Below are 18174 nucleotides of genomic sequence, written 5' to 3' on the forward strand. Positions count from 1 at the left end.
CTGAGGGGCGCAAATGTCGAAAATGCGACGAAATTCCGCTGGTTTTTATCCGAATCTTTCTAATTGAGGCTGATTTTTGACTGAAAATTTCTAAAATTGTCCAACTGGAAAAATTTTCTCCGTAGCCCGTTGCTTTCAGTAGATAAATGTCGTTCCATCGACCGTCGATCGGGATGCTAATCTGCGGTCTCCAGACATTAAAAAAGAACAACCGGGAAACAAATATTATGAAAAAGATCTCTGTCATGCTGGCAGCGACGGCCCTGATTTCGGTCATGGCGACGTCGGCCTGGTCCAAGACCCTTGTTTATTGCTCCGAGGGTTCGCCGGAAGGCTTCGACCCGAGCCTCTATACGTCGGGCACGACCTTCGACGCCTCGTCGCGCACGGTCTACAGCCGCCTCGTCGAATTCAAGCATGGCGGCACCGAGATCGAACCCGGGCTCGCCGACAGCTGGAGCGTTTCGGCCGACGGCACGGAATACACCTTCAAGCTTCATCCCGGCGTCAAGTTCCAGACCACCGACTTCTTCACGCCGACGCGCGATTTCAACGCCGACGACGTCGTGTTCTCCTTCGAGCGCCAGCTGAAGGCCGACAATCCCTGGAACAAGTATGTCGAGGGCGGTTCCTACGAATACGCTGCCGGCATGGGCTTTCCGGAGCTGATCAAGTCGGTCGAAAAGGTCGATGACCTCACCGTCAAGTTCACGCTCAACCATCCTGAAGCGCCGTTCCTGGCCGACCTCGCCATGGATTTCGCTTCGATCGTCTCCAAGGAATATGCCGACAAGCTTGCCGCCGACGGCAAGATGGCGCAGCTCAACCAGCAGCCGCTCGGCACCGGCCCCTTCACCTTCGTCGCTTATCAGCCGGATGCCGTCATCCGCTACAAGGCGAACGAAAGCTATTTCAAGGGCAAGGAAAAGATCGACGATCTGGTTTTCGCTATCACCTCCGACGCCGCCGTCCGCGCTCAGAAGCTGAAGGCCGGCGAATGCCACCTGATCCCCTATCCGAATGCCGCCGACGTTCCGGAACTGAAGAAGGATGGAAATCTGACCGTTCAGGAACAGGCCGGCCTCAATGTCGGTTTCCTCGCCTACAACACCCAGATGGCCCCGTTCGACAAGCCGGAAGTCCGCCGTGCGCTGAACATGGCAATCAACAAGCAGGCTGTCATCGACGCCGTCTTCCAGGGTGCGGCCGCCGTTGCCAAGAACCCGATCCCGCCGACCATGTGGTCCTATAACGACGCCGTTCAGGACGACAAGTATGATCCTGAGGCCGCCAAGAAGGCGCTTGCCGATGCCGGCGTCAAGGATCTCAGCATGAAGGTCTGGGCGATGCCGGTGTCGCGTCCCTACATGCTGAACGCGCGCCGCGCCGCCGAACTGATCCAGGCCGATTTCGCCAAGATCGGCGTCAAGGTCGAGATCGTCACCCATGAATGGGCCGAATATCTGAAGCTCTCCTCCGACGTGAAGCGCGACGGCGCCGTCATCCTCGGCTGGACCGGCGACAACGGCGACCCTGACAACTTCATGGATACGCTGCTCGGCTGCGATGCCGTCGGCGGCAACAACCGCGCCCAGTGGTGCAACAAGGAATATGACGACCTGATGACCAAGGCCAAGCTGACGGCCGACGTCGGCGAGCGCACCAAGGCCTATGAGCAGGCGCAGCTCATCTTCAAGAAGGAAGCCCCCTGGGCGACCCTCGACCACTCGCTCGTCTTCGTTCCGATGAGCAAGAAGGTCTCGGGCTTCAAGATGGACCCGCTCGGCATTCACCGTTTCGACGGCGTCGACGTATCCGAATAACAAGAATAATGTAAGAATGCCCGGCAGAGCTGGGCGCAGCCGGCGGTCAGGAACCCCCTGACCGCCGGAAACTATTGGACATCTGCCATGTTGCGTTTTTTCATCGGCCGCCTCGCGGTGCTGATCCCGACATTCCTCGGCGTTTCCCTGATTGCCTTCTCGTTCATCCGCCTGCTTCCCGGCGATCCCGTCATGCTGCTCTCTGGTGAGCGTGTCATGGCGCCGGAGCGGCACGCCCAGATCATGCACGATCTCGGCTTTGATCGGCCGATGTATGCGCAATATTTCGATTATCTCGGAAAAGTGCTGCAGGGCGATCTCGGCACCTCGATCGTCACCAAGCGGCCGGTCCTCGGCGAATTTCTGACGCTGTTTCCGGCGACGCTCGAGCTTTCCTTCTGCGCCATCATCCTCGCCGTCTGTCTTGGCGTGCCCGCCGGCATCTTTGCTGCCGTCAAGCGAGGCACGTGGTTCGATCAAAGTGTGATGGGCGTCGCCCTAATCGGTTATTCCATGCCGATTTTCTGGTGGGGCCTGCTGCTGATCATCTTCTTCTCCGGCTATCTTGGCTGGACACCGGTTTCCGGCCGCATTTCGCTGATGTATTTCTTCAAGCCGGTCACCGGCTTCATGCTGATCGACAGCCTGCTGTCCGGGCAGAAGGGGGCTTTTGCCTCCGCCGTCAGCTATCTCATCCTGCCGACCATCGTGCTGGCGACCATCCCGCTTGCCGTCATCGCCCGTCAGACGCGCTCGGCGATGCTCGAGGTTCTGGGCGAGGATTATGTCCGCACCGCGCGCTCGAAAGGGCTGAAGCCGCTGCGCGTCGTCGGCGTGCATGCACTGCGCAATGCGATGATCCCGGTCATCACCACCATCGGCCTGCAGATCGGCGTTCTTCTTGCCGGCGCCATCCTCACCGAGACGATTTTCTCCTGGCCGGGCATCGGCAAATGGATGGTCGATTCGGTGTTCAAGCGCGATTACGCCGTGGTCCAGGGCGGTCTTCTGCTGATCGCCGGCGTCATCATGCTCGTCAATCTGATTGTTGATGTCCTCTACGGCTTCATCAATCCGCGCATTCGTCACTAGGAGCGGTCCATGAGCACGGTCACCGTCAAAACCGGCCAGCCATCCGCTCTTGCGGAATTCTGGCATTACTTCTCCCGCAACAAGGGCGCCGTCATCGGCCTCGTGGTCTTCATCCTCATTCTGGTCGTTGCCGTCTTCGCGCCGGTCTTTGCGCCGCATGCACCGAACGAGCAGAACCGCCAGGCGCTGCTCGCCGTGCCGGCGTGGATGGAGGGTGGCAGCGCCTCATTCCCGCTCGGAACCGATGCCGTCGGCCGCGATATCCTCTCGCGCCTGATCTACGGCGCGCGCTTCTCGCTATTCATCGGCGTCGTCGTCGTCACGCTTTCGGTCGTCTGCGGCGTTTTGATCGGCCTCGTCGCCGGATATTTCCGCGGCAGGATCGATACGGCGATCATGCGCCTGATGGATATCATCCTGGCCTTCCCGTCGCTGCTGCTCGCTCTCGTACTGGTGGCCGTGCTCGGGCCCGGCCTGACCAACGCGATGATTGCGATTTCGCTGGTCAACCAGCCGCATTTCGTCCGCCTGACGCGCGCCTCGGTCATTTCGGAACGTGAGAAGGAATATGTGATCGCCTCGCGTGTCGCCGGTGCCGGCACGCTGCGCCTGATGTTCAAGACGATCCTGCCGAACTGTCTTGGGCCGCTGATCGTCCAGGCGACGCTCGCCTTCTCGGCGGCGATCCTCGATGCTGCAGCCCTCGGCTTTCTCGGCATGGGCGCGCAGCCGCCGACACCCGAATGGGGCACGATGCTCGCCGAATCCCGCGAATTCATCTCGCGCGCCTGGTGGGTCGTAACATTCCCGGGTCTTGCCATCCTCATCACCGTTCTCGCCATCAACCTGATGGGCGACGGCCTGCGCGATGCGCTTGACCCCAAGCTGAAGAGGTCGTGATGCCGCTCCTCGAAATCGAAAATCTGACCGTCGAATTCCAGACCTCATCAGGTCTTTTCCGCGCCGTCGATGGCGTCTCGCTTAGCTGCGACAAGGGCGAAATCCTCTCGGTCGTCGGTGAATCCGGCTCGGGAAAATCGGTCGCCATGCTCGCCCTGATGGGGCTTTTGCCCTGGACGGCGAAGATCACCGCCGACCGCATGCAGTTCGACGGCCAGGACTTGCGCGGCATTTCCGGTCGTCAGCGCCGCAAGATCGTCGGCAAGGACATGGCGATGATCTTCCAGGAGCCGATGTCGAGTCTTAACCCGTGCTTCACGGTCGGATTCCAGCTCGGCGAGACCTTGCGTGTCCATATGGGCCTCAACCGGAAGCAACGCCGCGAGCGGTCGATCGAGCTCCTGAGCCTCGTCGGCATTCCGGCGCCGGAAGACCGGCTGTCGAATTTCCCGCACCAGATGTCGGGCGGCATGAGCCAGCGCGTCATGATCGCCATGGCGCTCGCCTGCAATCCGAAGCTGCTGATCGCCGACGAGCCGACGACGGCGCTCGACGTGACAATCCAGGCGCAGATCCTCGATCTGCTGGTGCGCCTGCAGAAGGAACAGGGCATGGCGCTGGTGCTGATCACCCACGACATGGGTGTCGTTTCCGAAACCGCCGAGCGCGTGCAGGTGCAATATGCCGGCCAGAAGGTCGAGGAACAGCCGGTGAAGGCGTTGTTCCGCGATCCGCATCATCCCTATACGGCAGCCCTGCTCGCCGCGCTGCCGGAACGCGCCCAGGTCGGCCATCGTCTCCCCTCGATCGCGGGCGTCGTGCCCGGCCAGCATGGCCGTCCGACCGGCTGTCTGTTCGCGCCGCGCTGCGGCTACGCCACCGTCGAATGCGATCGCGGCGTCGTCCGCCAGGGACCGGAGCTCGGCCTGGCGCTCTGCAACTATCCTTTGAAGGACGGCAAGCCGCTCGGGCATCCCGGCGTCATGGTCAATGAAACTGCAGGAGACCTGGTATGACGGGCGCTGTTCTCGAGGGCAGGGATCTCGCCCGCTTCTACACCGTCAATCGCGGTCTCTTCAAAGCCGACGCCACCGTCAAGGCTCTGAACGGCGTCAGCTTCAGCCTCCATTCCGGCAAGACGCTTGCCGTCGTCGGCGAATCCGGCTGCGGCAAGTCGACGCTCGCCCGTCTGGTCACCATGATCGAGGACCCGACGGCCGGGGAATTGCTGATCGACGGCAAGCCTGCGCGCATCGGCGACCGCAGCCTGCGCAGCCAGGTACAGATCGTCTTTCAGAATCCTTACGGCTCGCTCAACCCGCGCCAGAAGGTCGGCTCGATTCTGGAAGAGCCGCTGAAGATCAACACCGATCTTGATGCCGCCGCCCGACGCCGCAAGGTCGAGGAGATGATGGCCCGCGTCGGCCTGCGTCCGGAACACCATGGTCGTTATCCCCATATGTTCTCCGGCGGCCAGCGCCAGCGCATCGCCATCGCCCGCGCCCTGATGCTGCGGCCGAAAGTGCTGGTGCTCGACGAACCGGTTTCGGCCCTCGACCTGTCGATCCAGGCGCAGGTGCTGAACCTGTTGATGGATCTGCAGAAGGAGATGGGGCTTGCCTATCTCTTCATCTCGCACGGCCTCTCCGTCGTCCACCACATCGCCGACGAGGTGATGGTGATGTATCTCGGCCGTCCGGTCGAGACCGGTCCGGCGGCCGAGGTCTTCGCCCGGCCGCGCCATCCCTATACCGCCGCCCTGCTGTCGGCGACGCCGATCGCCGATCCGGAGCGCGCCAAGAACCGCATCCGCCTTCAGGGCGAGCTGCCGTCGCCGCTGAAGCCGCCATCCGGCTGTCACTTCAATCCGCGCTGCTGGAAGGCGCAGGACTATTGCCGTCAGGTTTCTCCCGAACTAAGTGGAGAAGGTGCGCAAAAATATGCCTGTCACTTCCCGCTCGATTGAGCGGGAAGTCGAAGCCTCGGAGGGATCATGCCGGAAGAGCGGTTGAACGGGCCCCATGCGATCATCGTCATGGGGGTCAGCGGCTGCGGCAAGTCCTCCGTCGGCGAGAGGCTGGCGGAAGCCCTGCACCTGACTTTCGTCGAAGGCGATGCGCTGCATCCGGCCGCCAATGTCGAGAAAATGTCGAAGGGCATTCCGCTGACAGACGAGGACCGGATGCCCTGGCTCGACCGCATCGGCGAAGACATCAAGGCCTCGCTTGCACAAGGCGACGGTATCATCGTCTCCTGCTCGGCGCTGAAGCGCATCTATCGCGACAGGCTGCGGGCTGCCGCTGGCGGCAATCTGTTCTTCGTTTACCTTGAAGGCTCCAAAGACCTGCTGACCAAACGAATGGGCGAGCGCAAGGGCCATTTCATGCCGGTCTCGCTGCTCGAAAGCCAACTAGCGACGCTGGAGGTGCCGACAGGCGAGGCGGGTGTTGTCACCGTCGACATCGATGATACGATCGATGGCATCGCGGCAGCGGCGCTCAAGGGCCTTGCCTTGCTCGGCGTCACGGGTTGAAACGCTCCGGCGAATAGGCCGTAATATCGATGAATGGTTTTTCGCCGGTGATGAGCTCGGCGAGCACCCGGCCGGTCACCGGCCCGAGCGTCAGCCCGTGATGGGCGTGGCCGAAGGCAAACCACAAGCCCTGATGGCGCGGCGCCTTGCCGATAATAGGCATCATGTCGGGCGTGCAGGGGCGTGCGCCCATCCACGGTTCGGGATCGAGCCTGGCGCCGAGCGGGAAGATCGTGCGAGCCACCGCTTCGGCCCGGTCGAGCTGGACCGGCGTCTTCGGCGCGTCGAGCGTTGCGAACTCCGCTCCCGTCGTCAGCCGGATGCCGCGGCGCATCGGCGCCAGGAGATAGCCGCGTTCAGCATCGAGCATCCAGCTGTTGAGCACGGCATCGCCCTTGGCGGCATAATGCATGTGATAGCCGCGCTTCACGCCGAGCGGAAAGAAATAACCGAGCCGGCGCGTTGCGAGAGCTGCCCAGGGGCCGAGCGCGATTACTGCATCGTCGGCTTCGAGCGGGCCTTCTGCAGTCATGATCTTCCAGCCCGAGCCGAACGGGCCGAATGAGGCGGCGTCGCCTGTGACGAAGCGACCGCCGAGGCTTTCGAAATAGCCGCGATAGACTGAGGTCAGCGCATGCGGGTCGAGCACCGACCAGGGATCGCGCCAATGGATGCCGCCGGCAAAATCGCCTGTCATGTCGGGCTCCATGCGGGCAATATCGGCCGAGGTCAGGCTGTCATAGTCCACCCCGAATTCATTCTGCCAGAGTGCGGCCTCCGCCAGAGCCTCGTCACGTTTGGCTTCAGTGCGGAAGATTTTCACCCAGCCATTCCTGCGGATCAGCGCTTGCGCCTCCGACGCCTCGATCAGATCCTTGTGCTCGGCAATCGAATGTTGGATCAGCGGCGCATAGGCCCGGGTGATTAGCGCATGCCGCCGCGCATTCGAATTCCACCAGTAGCGGGCGAGAAAGGCGAGCTGGCTCGGCAGCGTGTTGAGATGGTAATGCGCATCGATGCGGTTATTCAAAGCATAACGCAGCAAGAGGCTGAGCTGCTGCGGAAAGCCATACGGCGCGACACCTTCGCGCTGGATCAGGCCGGCATTGCCGAAGGAGGTTTCGCTGCCCGGATCCTTGCGGTCGATCAATGTCACCTGCCGGCCGCGGCGCTGGAGATGGATGGCTGCCGACACGCCAACGATACCGGCGCCGAGCACGATCGCGTTTTTCGTCATTCCCCTGCATTCCGCTTTGTTATCGGGGTGAAAATGCTCCCACCGATACGGCAGCGCAAACGAAAAATCGCATTCATTTCAAAATCATTGCGCTTTTCAGTGCGGCATTTTCGGCCTTCAAGCGAATAGAGAGCATGCAGGCATTAAGAAGCGAAAAGCCGATCGCGTAAAGGGGGAGTCCGAAGGCCAGCGGAAGGGTGGCGATCTCGCCGACAACGATCGCGTAGTTCGGGTGCCGGAGGAAGCGATAGGGGCCCGATTTGACGAGCGGTACGCCGGGCAGGATGATGATGCGCGTCGTCCAACGATCTTTCAAGGTCGCCAGCACCCAGAGCCGCAGGGCCTGCAGCCCCATGAACACCGCCAACCAGAAGAGATCGACCGGCCTGCCCGGCGCCAGCAGCCAGAGCCCGACGAGCCAGCCGGCATGCAGCGCCACCATGGCGGGATAGTGCTCCGGCGCCACTTCCCTGGCGCCTCTGGCGAGGAGGGCGGCGGTGTTGCGCCGGGCAAGGACGAGTTCACCAAGCCGCTGCAGCGTCACGAAGGTGAGCAGCGCGATTGACGGCCACATCATGAAATTCTCCTCAGCGTCACGCAGCTCGCCGAGAAACCCGGCCCCATGGCGATCATCGCGGCGCGCTCCGGCAATCCGGCGCGGATCGCCCGCTGCAGCACGAAGAGAATGGTCGGCGACGACATATTGCCGTAGTCGGCAAGCACGCCACGCTCATGATCGAGAGCGCCCGGCGTCAGCGACAGCGCGCTCTCCATCGCGGCCAGCACTTTCGTGCCGCCGGGGTGGCAGATGAAGCGGCCGATATCGTCGGGTGTCAGCCCGTTGCGCGCCAGAATGGCCGTCACCGCCGGGCCGAGCTCCTGTTCGGCAAAGGGCGGCAGGGCTTGCGCCAGAACGATGCCGAAGCCGCCATCGTCGATCTTCCAGCCCATGATATCGAGGGTGTCGGGGAAGAGATGTTCGCCGGTCGATTCCACTTCCGCCAGCCCGCCATCGCCCCATCGCAGCACACAGGCGGCGGCGCCGTCGCCGAAAAGCGCCGTTGCGATGATGTTCGGCCGCGTCAACTCGTCGAGGCGGAAGGCCAGCGTGCAGAGCTCGATCGAGACGAAGAGCACGACGGCGCCCGGCCGGCTTCGCGCCAGCCGCGAGGCGATCGCAAAACCCGACACTCCGGCGGCACAGCCGAGCCCGAACACCGGCACCCGCTCGATATCGGCCCTGAAACCCATCCGGCGGGCCATCTGCGCATCGAGGCTCGGCGTCGTAAAACCGGTGGAGGAGACCGTGACGACGCAGTCGACATCGCCGGCCTCGAGCCCCGCCTGATGAAGGGCCGAGCTGGCGGCTTCGACAAAGAGCTTGCTCGCCACCTCCGCATAGGCCTCCATCCGGTCCTGCCAGCCATGCGGCTCGTCGAACCAGGCAAGCGGCCGCGCAGCATGGCGCTTTTGGATGCCGGCGCTGTCGAAGACGCGGGCAAGATGCCGGAAATCCTCGAAGCGGTCGGCAAACAGCCGGGCGGAGGCTTCGAGCGCCTGTTGCTGGAAAATGACATGTTCGGGTGCTGCGACGGCGAGGCTGACCAGTTTTACGCTATCTGTCACAGAATTCTCCTTGTCGTTCCCGGCGCAACACTGAGAACACCCGGTCCCGATGATTTATTCGGCCGCGGTGGCGTCACGAAGCCGTGATGGAGAAAATAGGAAGCCTGGTGAATAAAGCCCGGGGTAACGGTGTTTTCTCCTCGCAACGTCACTTTCCAGGAGTTTTCCCATGACGATCATGACAGCCCGTTTTGCTTCCATCCTTCTCGGCGGCTGCCTTGCTGCCTCCCTCTTCTCCGGCCCGGTCTTTGCGGTCGGCAATGACAACAGCACGATGCCGACCTGCAAGAAGGGCGAGATCTACGACCAGAAGACCAAGAAATGCGTCAAGCAGCAGAGCGCCAACGTCTCGGACGAGAACCGCACCGATTATGCCTATTCGCTGGCCAAGGCCGGCCGTTATGAGGAGGCGCTTGCCATGCTCGACACGGTCAAGGACCAGAACAGCGCCGAAGTGCTGAATTACCGCGGCTACGCCACCCGCAAACTCGGCCGCACCGACGAAGGCATTTCCTATTATCTTCAATCGGTGAAGATGGATCCGCAATACGCCAAGGTCCGCGAATATCTCGGCGAAGCCTATGTCATCAAGGGCAGGCTCGATCTCGCCAAGGAGCAGCTGACGACCATCAAGGCGATCTGCGGCACAGCCTGCGAGGAGTATCAGGATCTGAACGCGGCCATCCTCAATCCGTCGAAGATCTGATTGCCGGCATGGGCGGGAAGATGGAACCGGAAAGGCATGTGAGAATGTCGGTCGCGCTTACCTCATTTCCTGCCTATAGTCGCGCGAGAACGGAATCGCCGGTTCACCCGGCGGTTTCCAAAAATGCAGGATCGTCGGAGGCGGCCATCGCCAGCGAAGCGGATATCAGGAGCGGCCTGACCGAAAATCTGGCAAGGCTCTGGCGTTATGGTCTCGTTCTCTCGCATCAGCGCGACGTCGCCGACGACCTGGCGCAGGCGACCTGCCTGCGCGCGCTGGAGCGCGCCGATCAGTTCGTCCCCGGCACCCGGCTCGACCGCTGGCTGTTTTCGATCCTGCATTCGATCTGGCTCAACGAAATCCGCTCCCGCCGGGTGCGTGAAGGCCAGGGTTTCGTCGATGCCAGCGAGGTGCTGATCTTCGACGGCGCGCACGACACCGAGACCCATGTGATGGCGAGCCAGGTGCTGAGACGGGTGAGTGCGCTGCCCGAGGCGCAGAGAACAGCGGTATTCCTCGCCTATGTCGAAGGGCTTTCCTATCGCGAGGTTGCGGGCATACTGGATATTCCGATCGGGACCGTGATGAGCCGGCTGGCGTCTGCCCGCGCCAGGCTCTCCGGCGACGGTACGGAAGGGGGACGGCAATGATTACGAAACACACCATTCCCTCCGACGAGGAACTGACCGCCTTCATCGATGGCGAACTGACGGCCGAAGAGGCCGCGCGCATCGAAACCATGGTGAACGAAGACAAGAGCGTCGCCGAACGGCTGGAGTTCCTGGCGCGCGCCAGCCTGCCGTTCGAGCAAGCCTTTGCCCCGCTGCTCCGGGACGCCCCGCGCGAGAGGCTGGAGGCAATGCTCGCCGCCATCCCGGCACGTGAAAGCGCAAAATCTGCTGCCGTGGCCGCCTTCGCGACCCGCCGGGGCTTGCTCGGCGCGCTCGCTGCTTCGCTCGTCGGCGGCATCGCCATCGACCGCGCCGTCATCGGCATCGGACGGAACTTTTCGGCAAAGGACGAAAACAGCGAATGGCGCGCCGTCGTCGCCGAGTATATTTCCCTCTACACCCCGGAAACGCTCGCCGGTCACGTGCCCGCGAGAGAGGAACAGGCCGCCCAGCTCAGCCCGCTTGACGAGAAACTCGGCCTGTCGCTCTCCCCCGAAGCCGTCGCGCTTCCGGGCATCGATTTCAAGCGCGCTCTGCTGCTGCAATATGACGGCAAACCGCTCGCCCAGATCGCCTATCTCGACCCCGAAACCGGCCCGATGGCGCTCTGCATCGTCAGGTCCGACGCGGGGCCGAAGGCGCCGGACGTCGAAAGCCGCAAGGGCATGAACGTCGTCTACTGGTCGAATGCGACGCACGCCTTCATGTTGATTGGGCATGCGCCGGCGGACAGGATGACGGCGATTGCGGATGAGATGCGGGGGAGGGTGGCGGTGTGAGTTTTGATCGCCAGAAGCACCTGGACATAGGTATCCTGTTGGCGTAGCGCTCGTAATCGGCTAACGGCGTCGTGAAAAGCGCGGCCAACAACGGATACCGAATCCCGGATGAGAGTCCTTCATTTCTTCAAGACCTATTGGCCGGATACTTTCGGCGGCGTGGAACGAACAATCCACGCCATTGCCAAGGGCACGCAAAAACATGGTATTTGCTCCGAGGTTCTTTCCCTGAGCCCGTCTCCTGATACCAACACGATGTTGTTCGACGGTCATATGGCCTACAAGGCAAAGCTTGATTTCGAGTTCGCCTCGACCGGTTTCTCCCGCGATGTTTTCCGTCACTTCCGAAAGCTGAGCAAAGAGGCGGATATCATTCACTTCCACTTTCCATGGCCGTTGATGGACATTGTCGACCTTGCGACCCGCCACGGCAAGCCGGCCATCGTGACCTACCATTCCGACATCGTGAAGCAGAAGACGCTTCTCAAGTTCTACCGGCCGCTTATGTCTCGTTTTTTAAGAGGCATGGATCGCATCGTCGCGACCTCTCCAAACTACCTTCAGTCCAGCGAGGTCCTACGAGCTTTCAGTTCCAAGACCAGCGTCATTCCACTCGGATTGAGCGAGGGTGACTATCCTGTCGTGGCGGAAGAAGCCAAGGCCCGGTGGCGCAGCCGGCTTCCGAAGCGGTTCTTTCTCTTCATCGGCGTGTTGCGATATTATAAGGGCGTGCACGTCCTGCTGGAAGCGGCCCGGCAAACGGGTTTCGACGTCGTTCTAATTGGTAATGGACCGACTGAGGATGAATTGAAAAGAACGGTTCGCCAGCAGAACCTATCCAATGTTCATTTTCTCGGAGGCTTGCCGGATGCCGACAAGGTTGCGATTCTGGATCTCAGCCTGGGTCTGGTATTCCCTTCGCACCTGCGCTCCGAGGCGTTCGGTCTGTCGCTTGTCGAGGCCGCCATGCGCGGCAAGCCGATGATTTCATGCGAAATCGGTACGGGGACCAGCTTCGTCAACCTGGATGGAGAAACCGGATTGGTCATTCCGCCGAATGATACGACTGCTTTGTCACAGGCCATGGCAAGGCTCTGGAATGATGATCCGTTGGCGATCTCCTATGGGGTCAATGCCCGGCAGCGCTATGAGGTCAATTTCACCGCCGAACGGATGGCGCAATCCTATGCGGAACTCTATCGGAACGTGGCCGGTTCCCGCTGAGCACTATCTTTTGCTTTCATGTCAGGTGGTCGGCGGCGAGTCCTTGTGGTGGGAAGTCGACCAGAATGGATATGAATAAAGGCATAATTCGCTTGCAAAAGCACAACCCCTAAACTAATCGAACACAGAAATGCACGACCGCAGATGTTGGACGGCGGTCGCTGGACCGTATTGTCGCTCGCACAACATGATGTTGAAGACCTATGGAGCACGAATCGTGGAATGCATGGCTCTGTCGGTCATTCTGATGCAGCGAACAGAATTGGGTTTTGATAGATGAGCAGCAGAACGCCGGTTGCCATCTTTACCTACAATCGAGCCGAGCATACTGAGCGCGCGCTTGACGCCTTGTGCAGAGCGAGACGGATAGAGGATTGCGACTTTTATTTTTATTCTGACGGTCCCAAAACGGAAGCCGCTCAGGCAGGTGTCGAGGCGACACGCGAAGTTCTGCGCCGCTGGGCGCCAAGGCTGAACGCAACCGTTGTCGAGCGGCCCGGCAATCTTGGTCTCGCAAAATCTATCTTCACGGGCGTGAGCGATCTTTGCGATCAATATGGACGCGTTGTCGTCGTTGAGGACGATCTCGTCGTCAACCCTGATTTTCTTCATTTCATGATCGACTCTCTCGATCGATACGAGAATGAGACGAGCGTGATGCAAGTCGGTGGCTTGACGCTGAGCCCACCGTCCGACGTGGAAGCCGACGCCTTCATGCTGCCGGTCACGACGACATGGGGCTGGGCCACCTGGAAGCGCGCATGGCAGCATTTTTCCTGGGTGCCTGAGGACCTTGAGGAGGCCAGGCGAGACAACGCGTGGCGGCAATTATTTGATCTCAACGGAACATGTATGTTTTCAGCAATGCTGGAAGACCGCATCGCCGGACGCAATGATTCCTGGGGTATCCTGTGGTGGTACGCTGTGTCGCGCCGGCGCGGCCTAGTTCTTTATCCGCGCCGCAGCCTTGTCTGGAATGGCGGTTTCGACGGATCCGGCGTCCATTGCGGCGATGATGATTTTCTTGGTCAGGGAGAGGTGACGGATTACGTGACGCCTGTGCTTCCATCTGCAGTGTCGTTTCCTTCCGGCGTCGTCTACGATGCTAGGCATCTCTCGCAACTGGAAGACTTCTTCCGCTCGATGCAGGCGGATACGGCGCTGCGAACGCATAAGGCGGGTGAGGGGCTCAAGCTCAAAGCTTTTGCACGGGGACTCAAGTCAAGGCTGCTTCATGCATTTGGGTGACCGTGTAAAACGTCGGTTCTTTTCGTGGTTCGCCCGGCAGCTAGATGAGGTTCATGGACGCAGGGCAAGGCTGAAGAGCTGCACACTTGGCAGCGGCTCACAACTCGGCGAAGAGGCTGAAATCGGAAATTTCGCCGGCGGTCCGGAGCGTATCGCAATAGGAGATCATTCCTTCGTAAGGGGTAGACTTCAGACATATGGTCATGGTGGTCAGGTTACCATCGGGGACTGGTGCTATGTGGGCATTCGCAGCGAGATATGGTCGATGGAATCGATTACGATCGGTAATCGCGTGTTGATTGCTCACGACGTCAATATCCATGACGGAACCGCTCATTCGGCAAATGCGACTGAGCGGCATCAGCATTTCAGGGACATTATTCAGAAAGGCCATCCGGTAGCGAAGGAGGATCTTCCGGGCATCGTCTCCGCTCCTATTGTTATTGAGGACGATGTTTGGATCAGCTTCGGCGTGACTATTCTGAAAGGAGTTCGTATAGGAGCGGGCAGCGTAATTTCGGCCGGCGCAATCGTAACGCATGACGTCCCGCCTGGAGTGGTTTATAGATGCAAAATATCGCCAGAAATATCTCCAATCGATTAGCCGGGTTTGTCTATCGCCAGATGCGTAAGGCGCATGCGAATGCAAATTCAACCGTTGGCTACTCAGTAAATGCCAATGGCGCCTTGCTGGCCGGGTGTGTCATTGACTGCAGATCCGGCAAGTCCGACGGACGGGTATTCTTTGGCAAGGATTCCGTTCTCTCTTGCAGGATTGTTCTCGAGCGTGATGTTGGCACGGTGCACATTGGGAATGACAGCTATGTAGGAGGTTCTCAAATCATTTGCGCCGACCACATCGAGATTGGAAATAATGTCCTTATCTCCTGGGGCTGCACAATTGTCGATCACGATTCACATTCCGTCGATTGGCGCAACCGTGCCGAGGATGTTCGTAAGTGGCGTGAAGGGCTTTTGTCGGGAGGCCTTGAAAAGGCGAGCGAATCCAAGGACTGGGCGGTTGTCGAGAAGGCTCCGATAAAAATTGGAGATAAGACTTGGCTCGGTATGAATGTAACCGTGTTGAAAGGAATAACGATTGGAGAAGGGGCGGTCGTCGCCGCTGGATCTGTCGTCACAAAGGATGTTGACCCGTGGACTCTGGTTGCCGGAAATCCCGCGCGGGTGATCAAGGAATTGCCGAAATCATGATGAGTATGAGTTGGGAAGAAGCTGTCCGGTGGTTGCGCAATCAGCCTGATCAACAATTTCTCGTGCGTGCGTGTTATTTTGACGATCCGTTGGAAGGCGCCGCACTACGGTTTTGGCAGAGTGCTGAATGGAAAGCTATTGCGGCGCTGTTGCCGCGGCCTGACGGCAAGGCGTTGGATCTTGGCGCAGGGCGCGGTATCAGCAGTTATGCGCTTGCCCGCGATGGCTGGGAGGTGACTGCTCTGGAGCCGGATCCGAGCGACCTAGTAGGAGCCGGCGCTATTCACTCATTGGCGCGCGCAAGTGGCCTAAACTTTAATGTAGTGAGCGAATTTTCCGAGCAATTGCCTTTTGCCGACAACACATTTGATGTCGTCAATTGCCGTCAGGTCCTTCATCATGCGCGAGACCTGCCGCAGACTTGCCGTGAGATTTTCCGTGTTCTGAAGCCCGGCGGTGTCATGGTGGCGACTCGCGAGCACGTGCTGAGCAAGAAAGACGATCTCCAGGCATTTCTGAATGCTCATTCGCTTCATAAATTCTACGGCGGGGAAAATGCTTTCCTTCTGGGCGAATATAAGTCGGCGATAAAAAATGCCGGTCTGCATCTCGACAAAGTTATGGCGCCGCTCGATTCGCCAATCAACTATTTCCCAATGACGCCTGAGCAATGTTTCGTTCATTGCACTCGCCCGGTTGCAGAGATTGTTGGGAGGCCGTTGACGAACATGCTGTTCAGCCAGGGCCACGTCCTCGGCAGGGTGCTGATGAAGATGCTGGTTTCCGCCATCAACGGCCGGGACAATACGCCGGGGCGACTTTATTCCTTCGTCGCAATCAAGGCAGAAATCAATGGAAAGCGTTGATGCTGCAGAATAGCTTCGATAGCCGGCCAGCCAAGGTCATCCGTAGGTACGAAGCCCAAGGCGAAGCGTTGGGGCCTGTTCGGTCACTCCTGCTTGCAAGCCGTGAACTCTACTGGTCGCGCCATATTCTCTGGCATCTTTTCGTGCGCGATTTTGTCGCCGGTTTTCGACAGAAGCTGCTTGGCTATCTCTGGATCGTTCTCGTGCCTCTGCTCGGTATCGCCAGCTTCGTTTTCATGCAATTGACCGGTATCCTTAATCCGGGCGACACGGCATTTCCCTATCCGATCTATGTTTTCGTCGGCACGACAATCTGGGGTGTTTTCGTCAACGCTCTGATGGTGGTTGCAAATGGTTTGATCAGCAATAGCGATCTGGTAATGAGGACCAACATTCCGAAGATCGGGCTGGCAATTACGGGCTTGGCGTCGCTCTTCTATAACCTTTTGGTCAATCTCTTCGTCCTAGCTCTTCTCATGGCCGTGTTCGGCCGTATGCCATCGGCGTGGGCTCTACTTTATCCTCTGGCCGTTTTGCCGATCATCATGCTGGGTGTTGGAATAGGACTGATGCTTTCGGTCATCGGTGCGGTTGCGCGTGATGTAACCGGTATGTTCAGTACCCTGATCAATCTTGTGATGTATGTCACTCCGGTCGTCTATACCGCTGATTTCCAAAATCTGACGCTGCAACGGATCGTCCGCTGGAATCCGCTCACCTATCTCGTCGACACTCCGCGAAGCCTGTTTGTACTCGGCACCGTTCCGGACGCCTGGGGGTATGTATTTTCGACTGTTTTTTCAATTCTGGTGCTTTGGCTCGGTGTGCATGCCTTTTACCTCATTAAAGACAAAGTAGCAGAACGACTATGAGTGCTGATGAATGGGCCATTCGGGCTGAGGGTGTTTCCAAGAAGTTCGGCCTTACCCTGCGTCAATCCATGAAATACGGAATGAGGGACGTCGGTCGAAAGCTTGTCGGCCGATCCAGCACGACCGACGTACTGCGCGAAGGCGAATTCTGGGCCGTGAATGACGTCGGTTTTGAATTGCATCGCGGCGAAGCGCTCGGGATCATGGGTGTCAATGGCTGCGGCAAGACCACGCTCCTGCGGATACTGAATGGCGTCTACGCGCCGGATAAGGGGCGTGTCGAGGTAAGGGGCCGTGTGGGCGCCTTGATCGCGGCGGGCGCAGGCTTTGCTCCGATGCTGACCGGCCGTGAGAATGTTTACGTGAACGGCGCACTGCTTGGCCTGTCAACCAAAGAGATTGACGGGTTGATGGACGAGATCATTGCTTTTTCGGAGCTTGGCGAGTTCATCGATCTTCCGGTCAAGAATTACTCCAGCGGGATGTTCGTGCGTCTCGGTTTTGCCATTGCGGCGATGAGCCGCCCCGATATCCTGCTGATGGATGAAGTTCTTGCGGTCGGCGACCTTAATTTCCAGAAGAAGTGCTATGACCATATCCTGCAATTGAAGCGGAATGGGACTGCCATCATCCTCGTTTCACATGCTCCGGGCGCTATTTGGGCTGTGTGCGACCGCGGTCTCTTCCTGGATCGGGGAAGAGTTCATGTCGATGGGCCAATCGAGGACGTCATTCGCGCCTATGACGATCAGAATTCGAAGAACGCACGTAGATCGGACATTCAGTTCTCGCAGGCGGAAGCCCATGCACAGCAGGCCGGAGAACTGCAAGCCGTTGCAGGTCCTCTGGGCCAATCTGAAAAGAGACCTGGAACGGGAGATGTGATCTGCACCGATTTTCGGGTGCTTTCAGTCAATGGTGACGGACAAGTTTCGGAACTGGAATTTCGCCAGCCCTTCATAATAGAGGTCGATGTCACTGTAATCCGCCCCGTCGAAAATTTTATTTTACGTGTTGTTCTGGATGCTGTGCATTATAGAAGTATTGTGACGCTGGATAATTATGAGCAGGGATCACCGATCCCCCTGCTGCAACCCGGAAAGTATACCTTCAAGATCGAGGTTCCTAACCAGAATTTCCGTCCGGGCGCCTATGCGTTCAATGTTTCGGTCGTCAGCAAACATGTCGGTACGCATCTCTTCCTCTGGTGGAAATGCGCGCATTTGGTTGTGCTGAGTCCTCGAGATCAGTTTCTTTATTCCGAGCCGAACGCTGTCATGCATTTTGACGCTGAGTTCACGCACAGTGCTCTGGATGGCGATAAATAAGTGTTGGAAAGAAGGCTACTCATCAAGCGAGCGTCAATGTTCCGTATCTTCGGATAA

At 59.3% G+C, this 18174-nt stretch carries 19 protein-coding genes; 16 read left to right on the forward strand and 3 right to left on the reverse strand.

The window, feature by feature from the left end; all coding sequences use genetic code 11:
* Nucleotides 1-227 precede the first annotated feature (227 nt).
* The 6 genes from RHE_RS03725 (at nt 228) to RHE_RS03750 (ending at nt 6348) form a co-directional block, all read left to right on the forward strand.
* Nucleotides 228-1823, forward strand: coding sequence for an ABC transporter substrate-binding protein (locus tag RHE_RS03725; RefSeq protein WP_004676181.1), 1596 nt, complete (start codon nt 228-230; stop codon nt 1821-1823).
* An 87-nt stretch (nt 1824-1910) separates the two neighbouring features.
* Entirely contained in the window at nt 1911-2915 is a 1005-nt protein-coding gene (locus tag RHE_RS03730) for an ABC transporter permease subunit (protein ID WP_004676182.1), read from the forward strand.
* A gap of 9 nt (nt 2916-2924) precedes the next feature.
* Nucleotides 2925-3815: an ABC transporter permease subunit gene (locus tag RHE_RS03735; RefSeq protein WP_004676183.1), complete on the forward strand. Its 891-nt coding sequence runs from the start codon at nt 2925-2927 to the stop codon at nt 3813-3815.
* Entirely contained in the window at nt 3815-4831 is a 1017-nt protein-coding gene (locus RHE_RS03740) for an ABC transporter ATP-binding protein (RefSeq protein WP_011424098.1), read from the forward strand. Before RHE_RS03735 ends, RHE_RS03740 begins: the two co-directional genes overlap by 1 nt.
* A complete protein-coding gene (locus RHE_RS03745; RefSeq protein WP_011424099.1) occupies nt 4828-5781 on the forward strand; it encodes a peptide ABC transporter ATP-binding protein in 954 nt (317 codons plus the stop codon). Before RHE_RS03740 ends, RHE_RS03745 begins: the two co-directional genes overlap by 4 nt.
* 27 nt (nt 5782-5808) lie before the next feature.
* On the forward strand, nt 5809-6348 hold the full coding sequence (locus RHE_RS03750; protein WP_011424100.1) for a gluconokinase: 540 nt from the start codon (nt 5809-5811) through the stop codon (nt 6346-6348).
* Here RHE_RS03750 and RHE_RS03755 read toward each other — a convergent pair.
* From RHE_RS03755 to RHE_RS03765, 3 genes are all read right to left on the reverse strand, one after another.
* Nucleotides 6338-7585, reverse strand: a complete 1248-nt coding sequence (locus tag RHE_RS03755; protein WP_011424101.1) for an NAD(P)/FAD-dependent oxidoreductase — start codon at nt 7583-7585, stop codon at nt 6338-6340. The genes RHE_RS03750 and RHE_RS03755 overlap by 11 nt on opposite strands.
* Nucleotides 7586-7658: 73 nt before the next feature.
* Nucleotides 7659-8162 carry an isoprenylcysteine carboxyl methyltransferase family protein gene (locus RHE_RS03760; protein ID WP_042117928.1) on the reverse strand — a complete coding sequence of 168 codons (504 nt, stop codon included), beginning with the start codon at nt 8160-8162 and terminating at the stop codon, nt 7659-7661.
* Complete coding sequence (locus tag RHE_RS03765) at nt 8159-9211, reverse strand: type III polyketide synthase (protein ID WP_011424103.1); 1053 nt, start codon at nt 9209-9211, stop codon at nt 8159-8161. Before RHE_RS03765 ends, RHE_RS03760 begins: the two co-directional genes overlap by 4 nt.
* Before the next feature lie 169 nt (nt 9212-9380).
* Between RHE_RS03765 and RHE_RS03770 the strand changes: the two genes are divergently transcribed.
* The 10 genes from RHE_RS03770 (at nt 9381) to RHE_RS03815 (ending at nt 18117) form a co-directional block, all read left to right on the forward strand.
* Nucleotides 9381-9917 (forward strand): tetratricopeptide repeat protein, encoded by a 537-nt coding sequence (locus tag RHE_RS03770; RefSeq protein ID WP_011424104.1) that lies wholly within the window; start codon nt 9381-9383, stop codon nt 9915-9917.
* 44 nt (nt 9918-9961) lie between these two features.
* A complete protein-coding gene (locus RHE_RS03775) occupies nt 9962-10567 on the forward strand; it encodes an RNA polymerase sigma factor (RefSeq protein WP_042117931.1) in 606 nt (201 codons plus the stop codon).
* Complete coding sequence (locus RHE_RS03780) at nt 10564-11367, forward strand: anti-sigma factor family protein (protein ID WP_011424106.1); 804 nt, start codon at nt 10564-10566, stop codon at nt 11365-11367. The genes RHE_RS03775 and RHE_RS03780 overlap by 4 nt, the downstream gene beginning before the upstream one ends.
* A 108-nt stretch (nt 11368-11475) precedes the next feature.
* Nucleotides 11476-12591: a glycosyltransferase family 4 protein gene (locus RHE_RS03785; RefSeq protein ID WP_011424107.1), complete on the forward strand. Its 1116-nt coding sequence runs from the start codon at nt 11476-11478 to the stop codon at nt 12589-12591.
* 276 nt (nt 12592-12867) lie between these two features.
* Nucleotides 12868-13839 carry a glycosyltransferase gene (locus RHE_RS03790; protein WP_011424108.1) on the forward strand — a complete coding sequence of 324 codons (972 nt, stop codon included), beginning with the start codon at nt 12868-12870 and terminating at the stop codon, nt 13837-13839.
* Nucleotides 13826-14443 (forward strand): acyltransferase, encoded by a 618-nt coding sequence (locus RHE_RS31390; RefSeq protein WP_073990362.1) that lies wholly within the window; start codon nt 13826-13828, stop codon nt 14441-14443. Before RHE_RS03790 ends, RHE_RS31390 begins: the two co-directional genes overlap by 14 nt.
* Nucleotides 14407-15051 (forward strand): acyltransferase, encoded by a 645-nt coding sequence (locus RHE_RS03800; RefSeq protein ID WP_011424110.1) that lies wholly within the window; start codon nt 14407-14409, stop codon nt 15049-15051. Before RHE_RS31390 ends, RHE_RS03800 begins: the two co-directional genes overlap by 37 nt.
* The gene (locus RHE_RS03805) at nt 15048-15917 is read left to right on the forward strand and encodes a class I SAM-dependent methyltransferase (RefSeq protein WP_042117939.1); all 870 of its coding nucleotides are present in this window, start codon (nt 15048-15050) and stop codon (nt 15915-15917) included. Before RHE_RS03800 ends, RHE_RS03805 begins: the two co-directional genes overlap by 4 nt.
* Nucleotides 15917-16789, forward strand: coding sequence for an ABC transporter permease (locus RHE_RS03810; RefSeq protein WP_011424112.1), 873 nt, complete (start codon nt 15917-15919; stop codon nt 16787-16789). The genes RHE_RS03805 and RHE_RS03810 overlap by 1 nt, the downstream gene beginning before the upstream one ends.
* Nucleotides 16786-18117, forward strand: a complete 1332-nt coding sequence (locus RHE_RS03815) for an ABC transporter ATP-binding protein (protein WP_011424113.1) — start codon at nt 16786-16788, stop codon at nt 18115-18117. Before RHE_RS03810 ends, RHE_RS03815 begins: the two co-directional genes overlap by 4 nt.
* Nucleotides 18118-18174 lie beyond the last annotated feature (57 nt).

This window comes from Rhizobium etli CFN 42 (assembly GCF_000092045.1).
Lineage (GTDB): Bacteria > Pseudomonadota > Alphaproteobacteria > Rhizobiales > Rhizobiaceae > Rhizobium > Rhizobium etli.

What these genes read in the sequence shown, in the direction of transcription:
- RHE_RS03725 (WP_004676181.1), top strand. Translation starts at nt 228, where the DNA reads ATGAAAAAGATCTCTGTCATGCTGGCAGCGACGGCCCTGATTTCGGTC.
- RHE_RS03730 (WP_004676182.1), top strand. Translation starts at nt 1,911, where the DNA reads ATGTTGCGTTTTTTCATCGGCCGCCTCGCGGTGCTGATCCCGACATTC.
- RHE_RS03735 (WP_004676183.1), top strand. Translation starts at nt 2,925, where the DNA reads ATGAGCACGGTCACCGTCAAAACCGGCCAGCCATCCGCTCTTGCGGAA.
- RHE_RS03740 (WP_011424098.1), top strand. Translation starts at nt 3,815, where the DNA reads ATGCCGCTCCTCGAAATCGAAAATCTGACCGTCGAATTCCAGACCTCA.
- RHE_RS03745 (WP_011424099.1), top strand. Translation starts at nt 4,828, where the DNA reads ATGACGGGCGCTGTTCTCGAGGGCAGGGATCTCGCCCGCTTCTACACC.
- RHE_RS03750 (WP_011424100.1), top strand. Translation starts at nt 5,809, where the DNA reads ATGCCGGAAGAGCGGTTGAACGGGCCCCATGCGATCATCGTCATGGGG.
- RHE_RS03755 (WP_011424101.1), bottom strand. Translation starts at nt 7,585, where the DNA reads ATGACGAAAAACGCGATCGTGCTCGGCGCCGGTATCGTTGGCGTGTCG.
- RHE_RS03760 (WP_042117928.1), bottom strand. Translation starts at nt 8,162, where the DNA reads ATGATGTGGCCGTCAATCGCGCTGCTCACCTTCGTGACGCTGCAGCGG.
- RHE_RS03770 (WP_011424104.1), top strand. Translation starts at nt 9,381, where the DNA reads ATGACGATCATGACAGCCCGTTTTGCTTCCATCCTTCTCGGCGGCTGC.
- RHE_RS03775 (WP_042117931.1), top strand. Translation starts at nt 9,962, where the DNA reads ATGTCGGTCGCGCTTACCTCATTTCCTGCCTATAGTCGCGCGAGAACG.
- RHE_RS03780 (WP_011424106.1), top strand. Translation starts at nt 10,564, where the DNA reads ATGATTACGAAACACACCATTCCCTCCGACGAGGAACTGACCGCCTTC.
- RHE_RS03785 (WP_011424107.1), top strand. Translation starts at nt 11,476, where the DNA reads ATGAGAGTCCTTCATTTCTTCAAGACCTATTGGCCGGATACTTTCGGC.
- RHE_RS03790 (WP_011424108.1), top strand. Translation starts at nt 12,868, where the DNA reads ATGAGCAGCAGAACGCCGGTTGCCATCTTTACCTACAATCGAGCCGAG.
- RHE_RS31390 (WP_073990362.1), top strand. Translation starts at nt 13,826, where the DNA reads ATGCATTTGGGTGACCGTGTAAAACGTCGGTTCTTTTCGTGGTTCGCC.
- RHE_RS03800 (WP_011424110.1), top strand. Translation starts at nt 14,407, where the DNA reads ATGCAAAATATCGCCAGAAATATCTCCAATCGATTAGCCGGGTTTGTC.
- RHE_RS03805 (WP_042117939.1), top strand. Translation starts at nt 15,048, where the DNA reads ATGATGAGTATGAGTTGGGAAGAAGCTGTCCGGTGGTTGCGCAATCAG.
- RHE_RS03810 (WP_011424112.1), top strand. Translation starts at nt 15,917, where the DNA reads ATGCTGCAGAATAGCTTCGATAGCCGGCCAGCCAAGGTCATCCGTAGG.
- RHE_RS03815 (WP_011424113.1), top strand. Translation starts at nt 16,786, where the DNA reads ATGAGTGCTGATGAATGGGCCATTCGGGCTGAGGGTGTTTCCAAGAAG.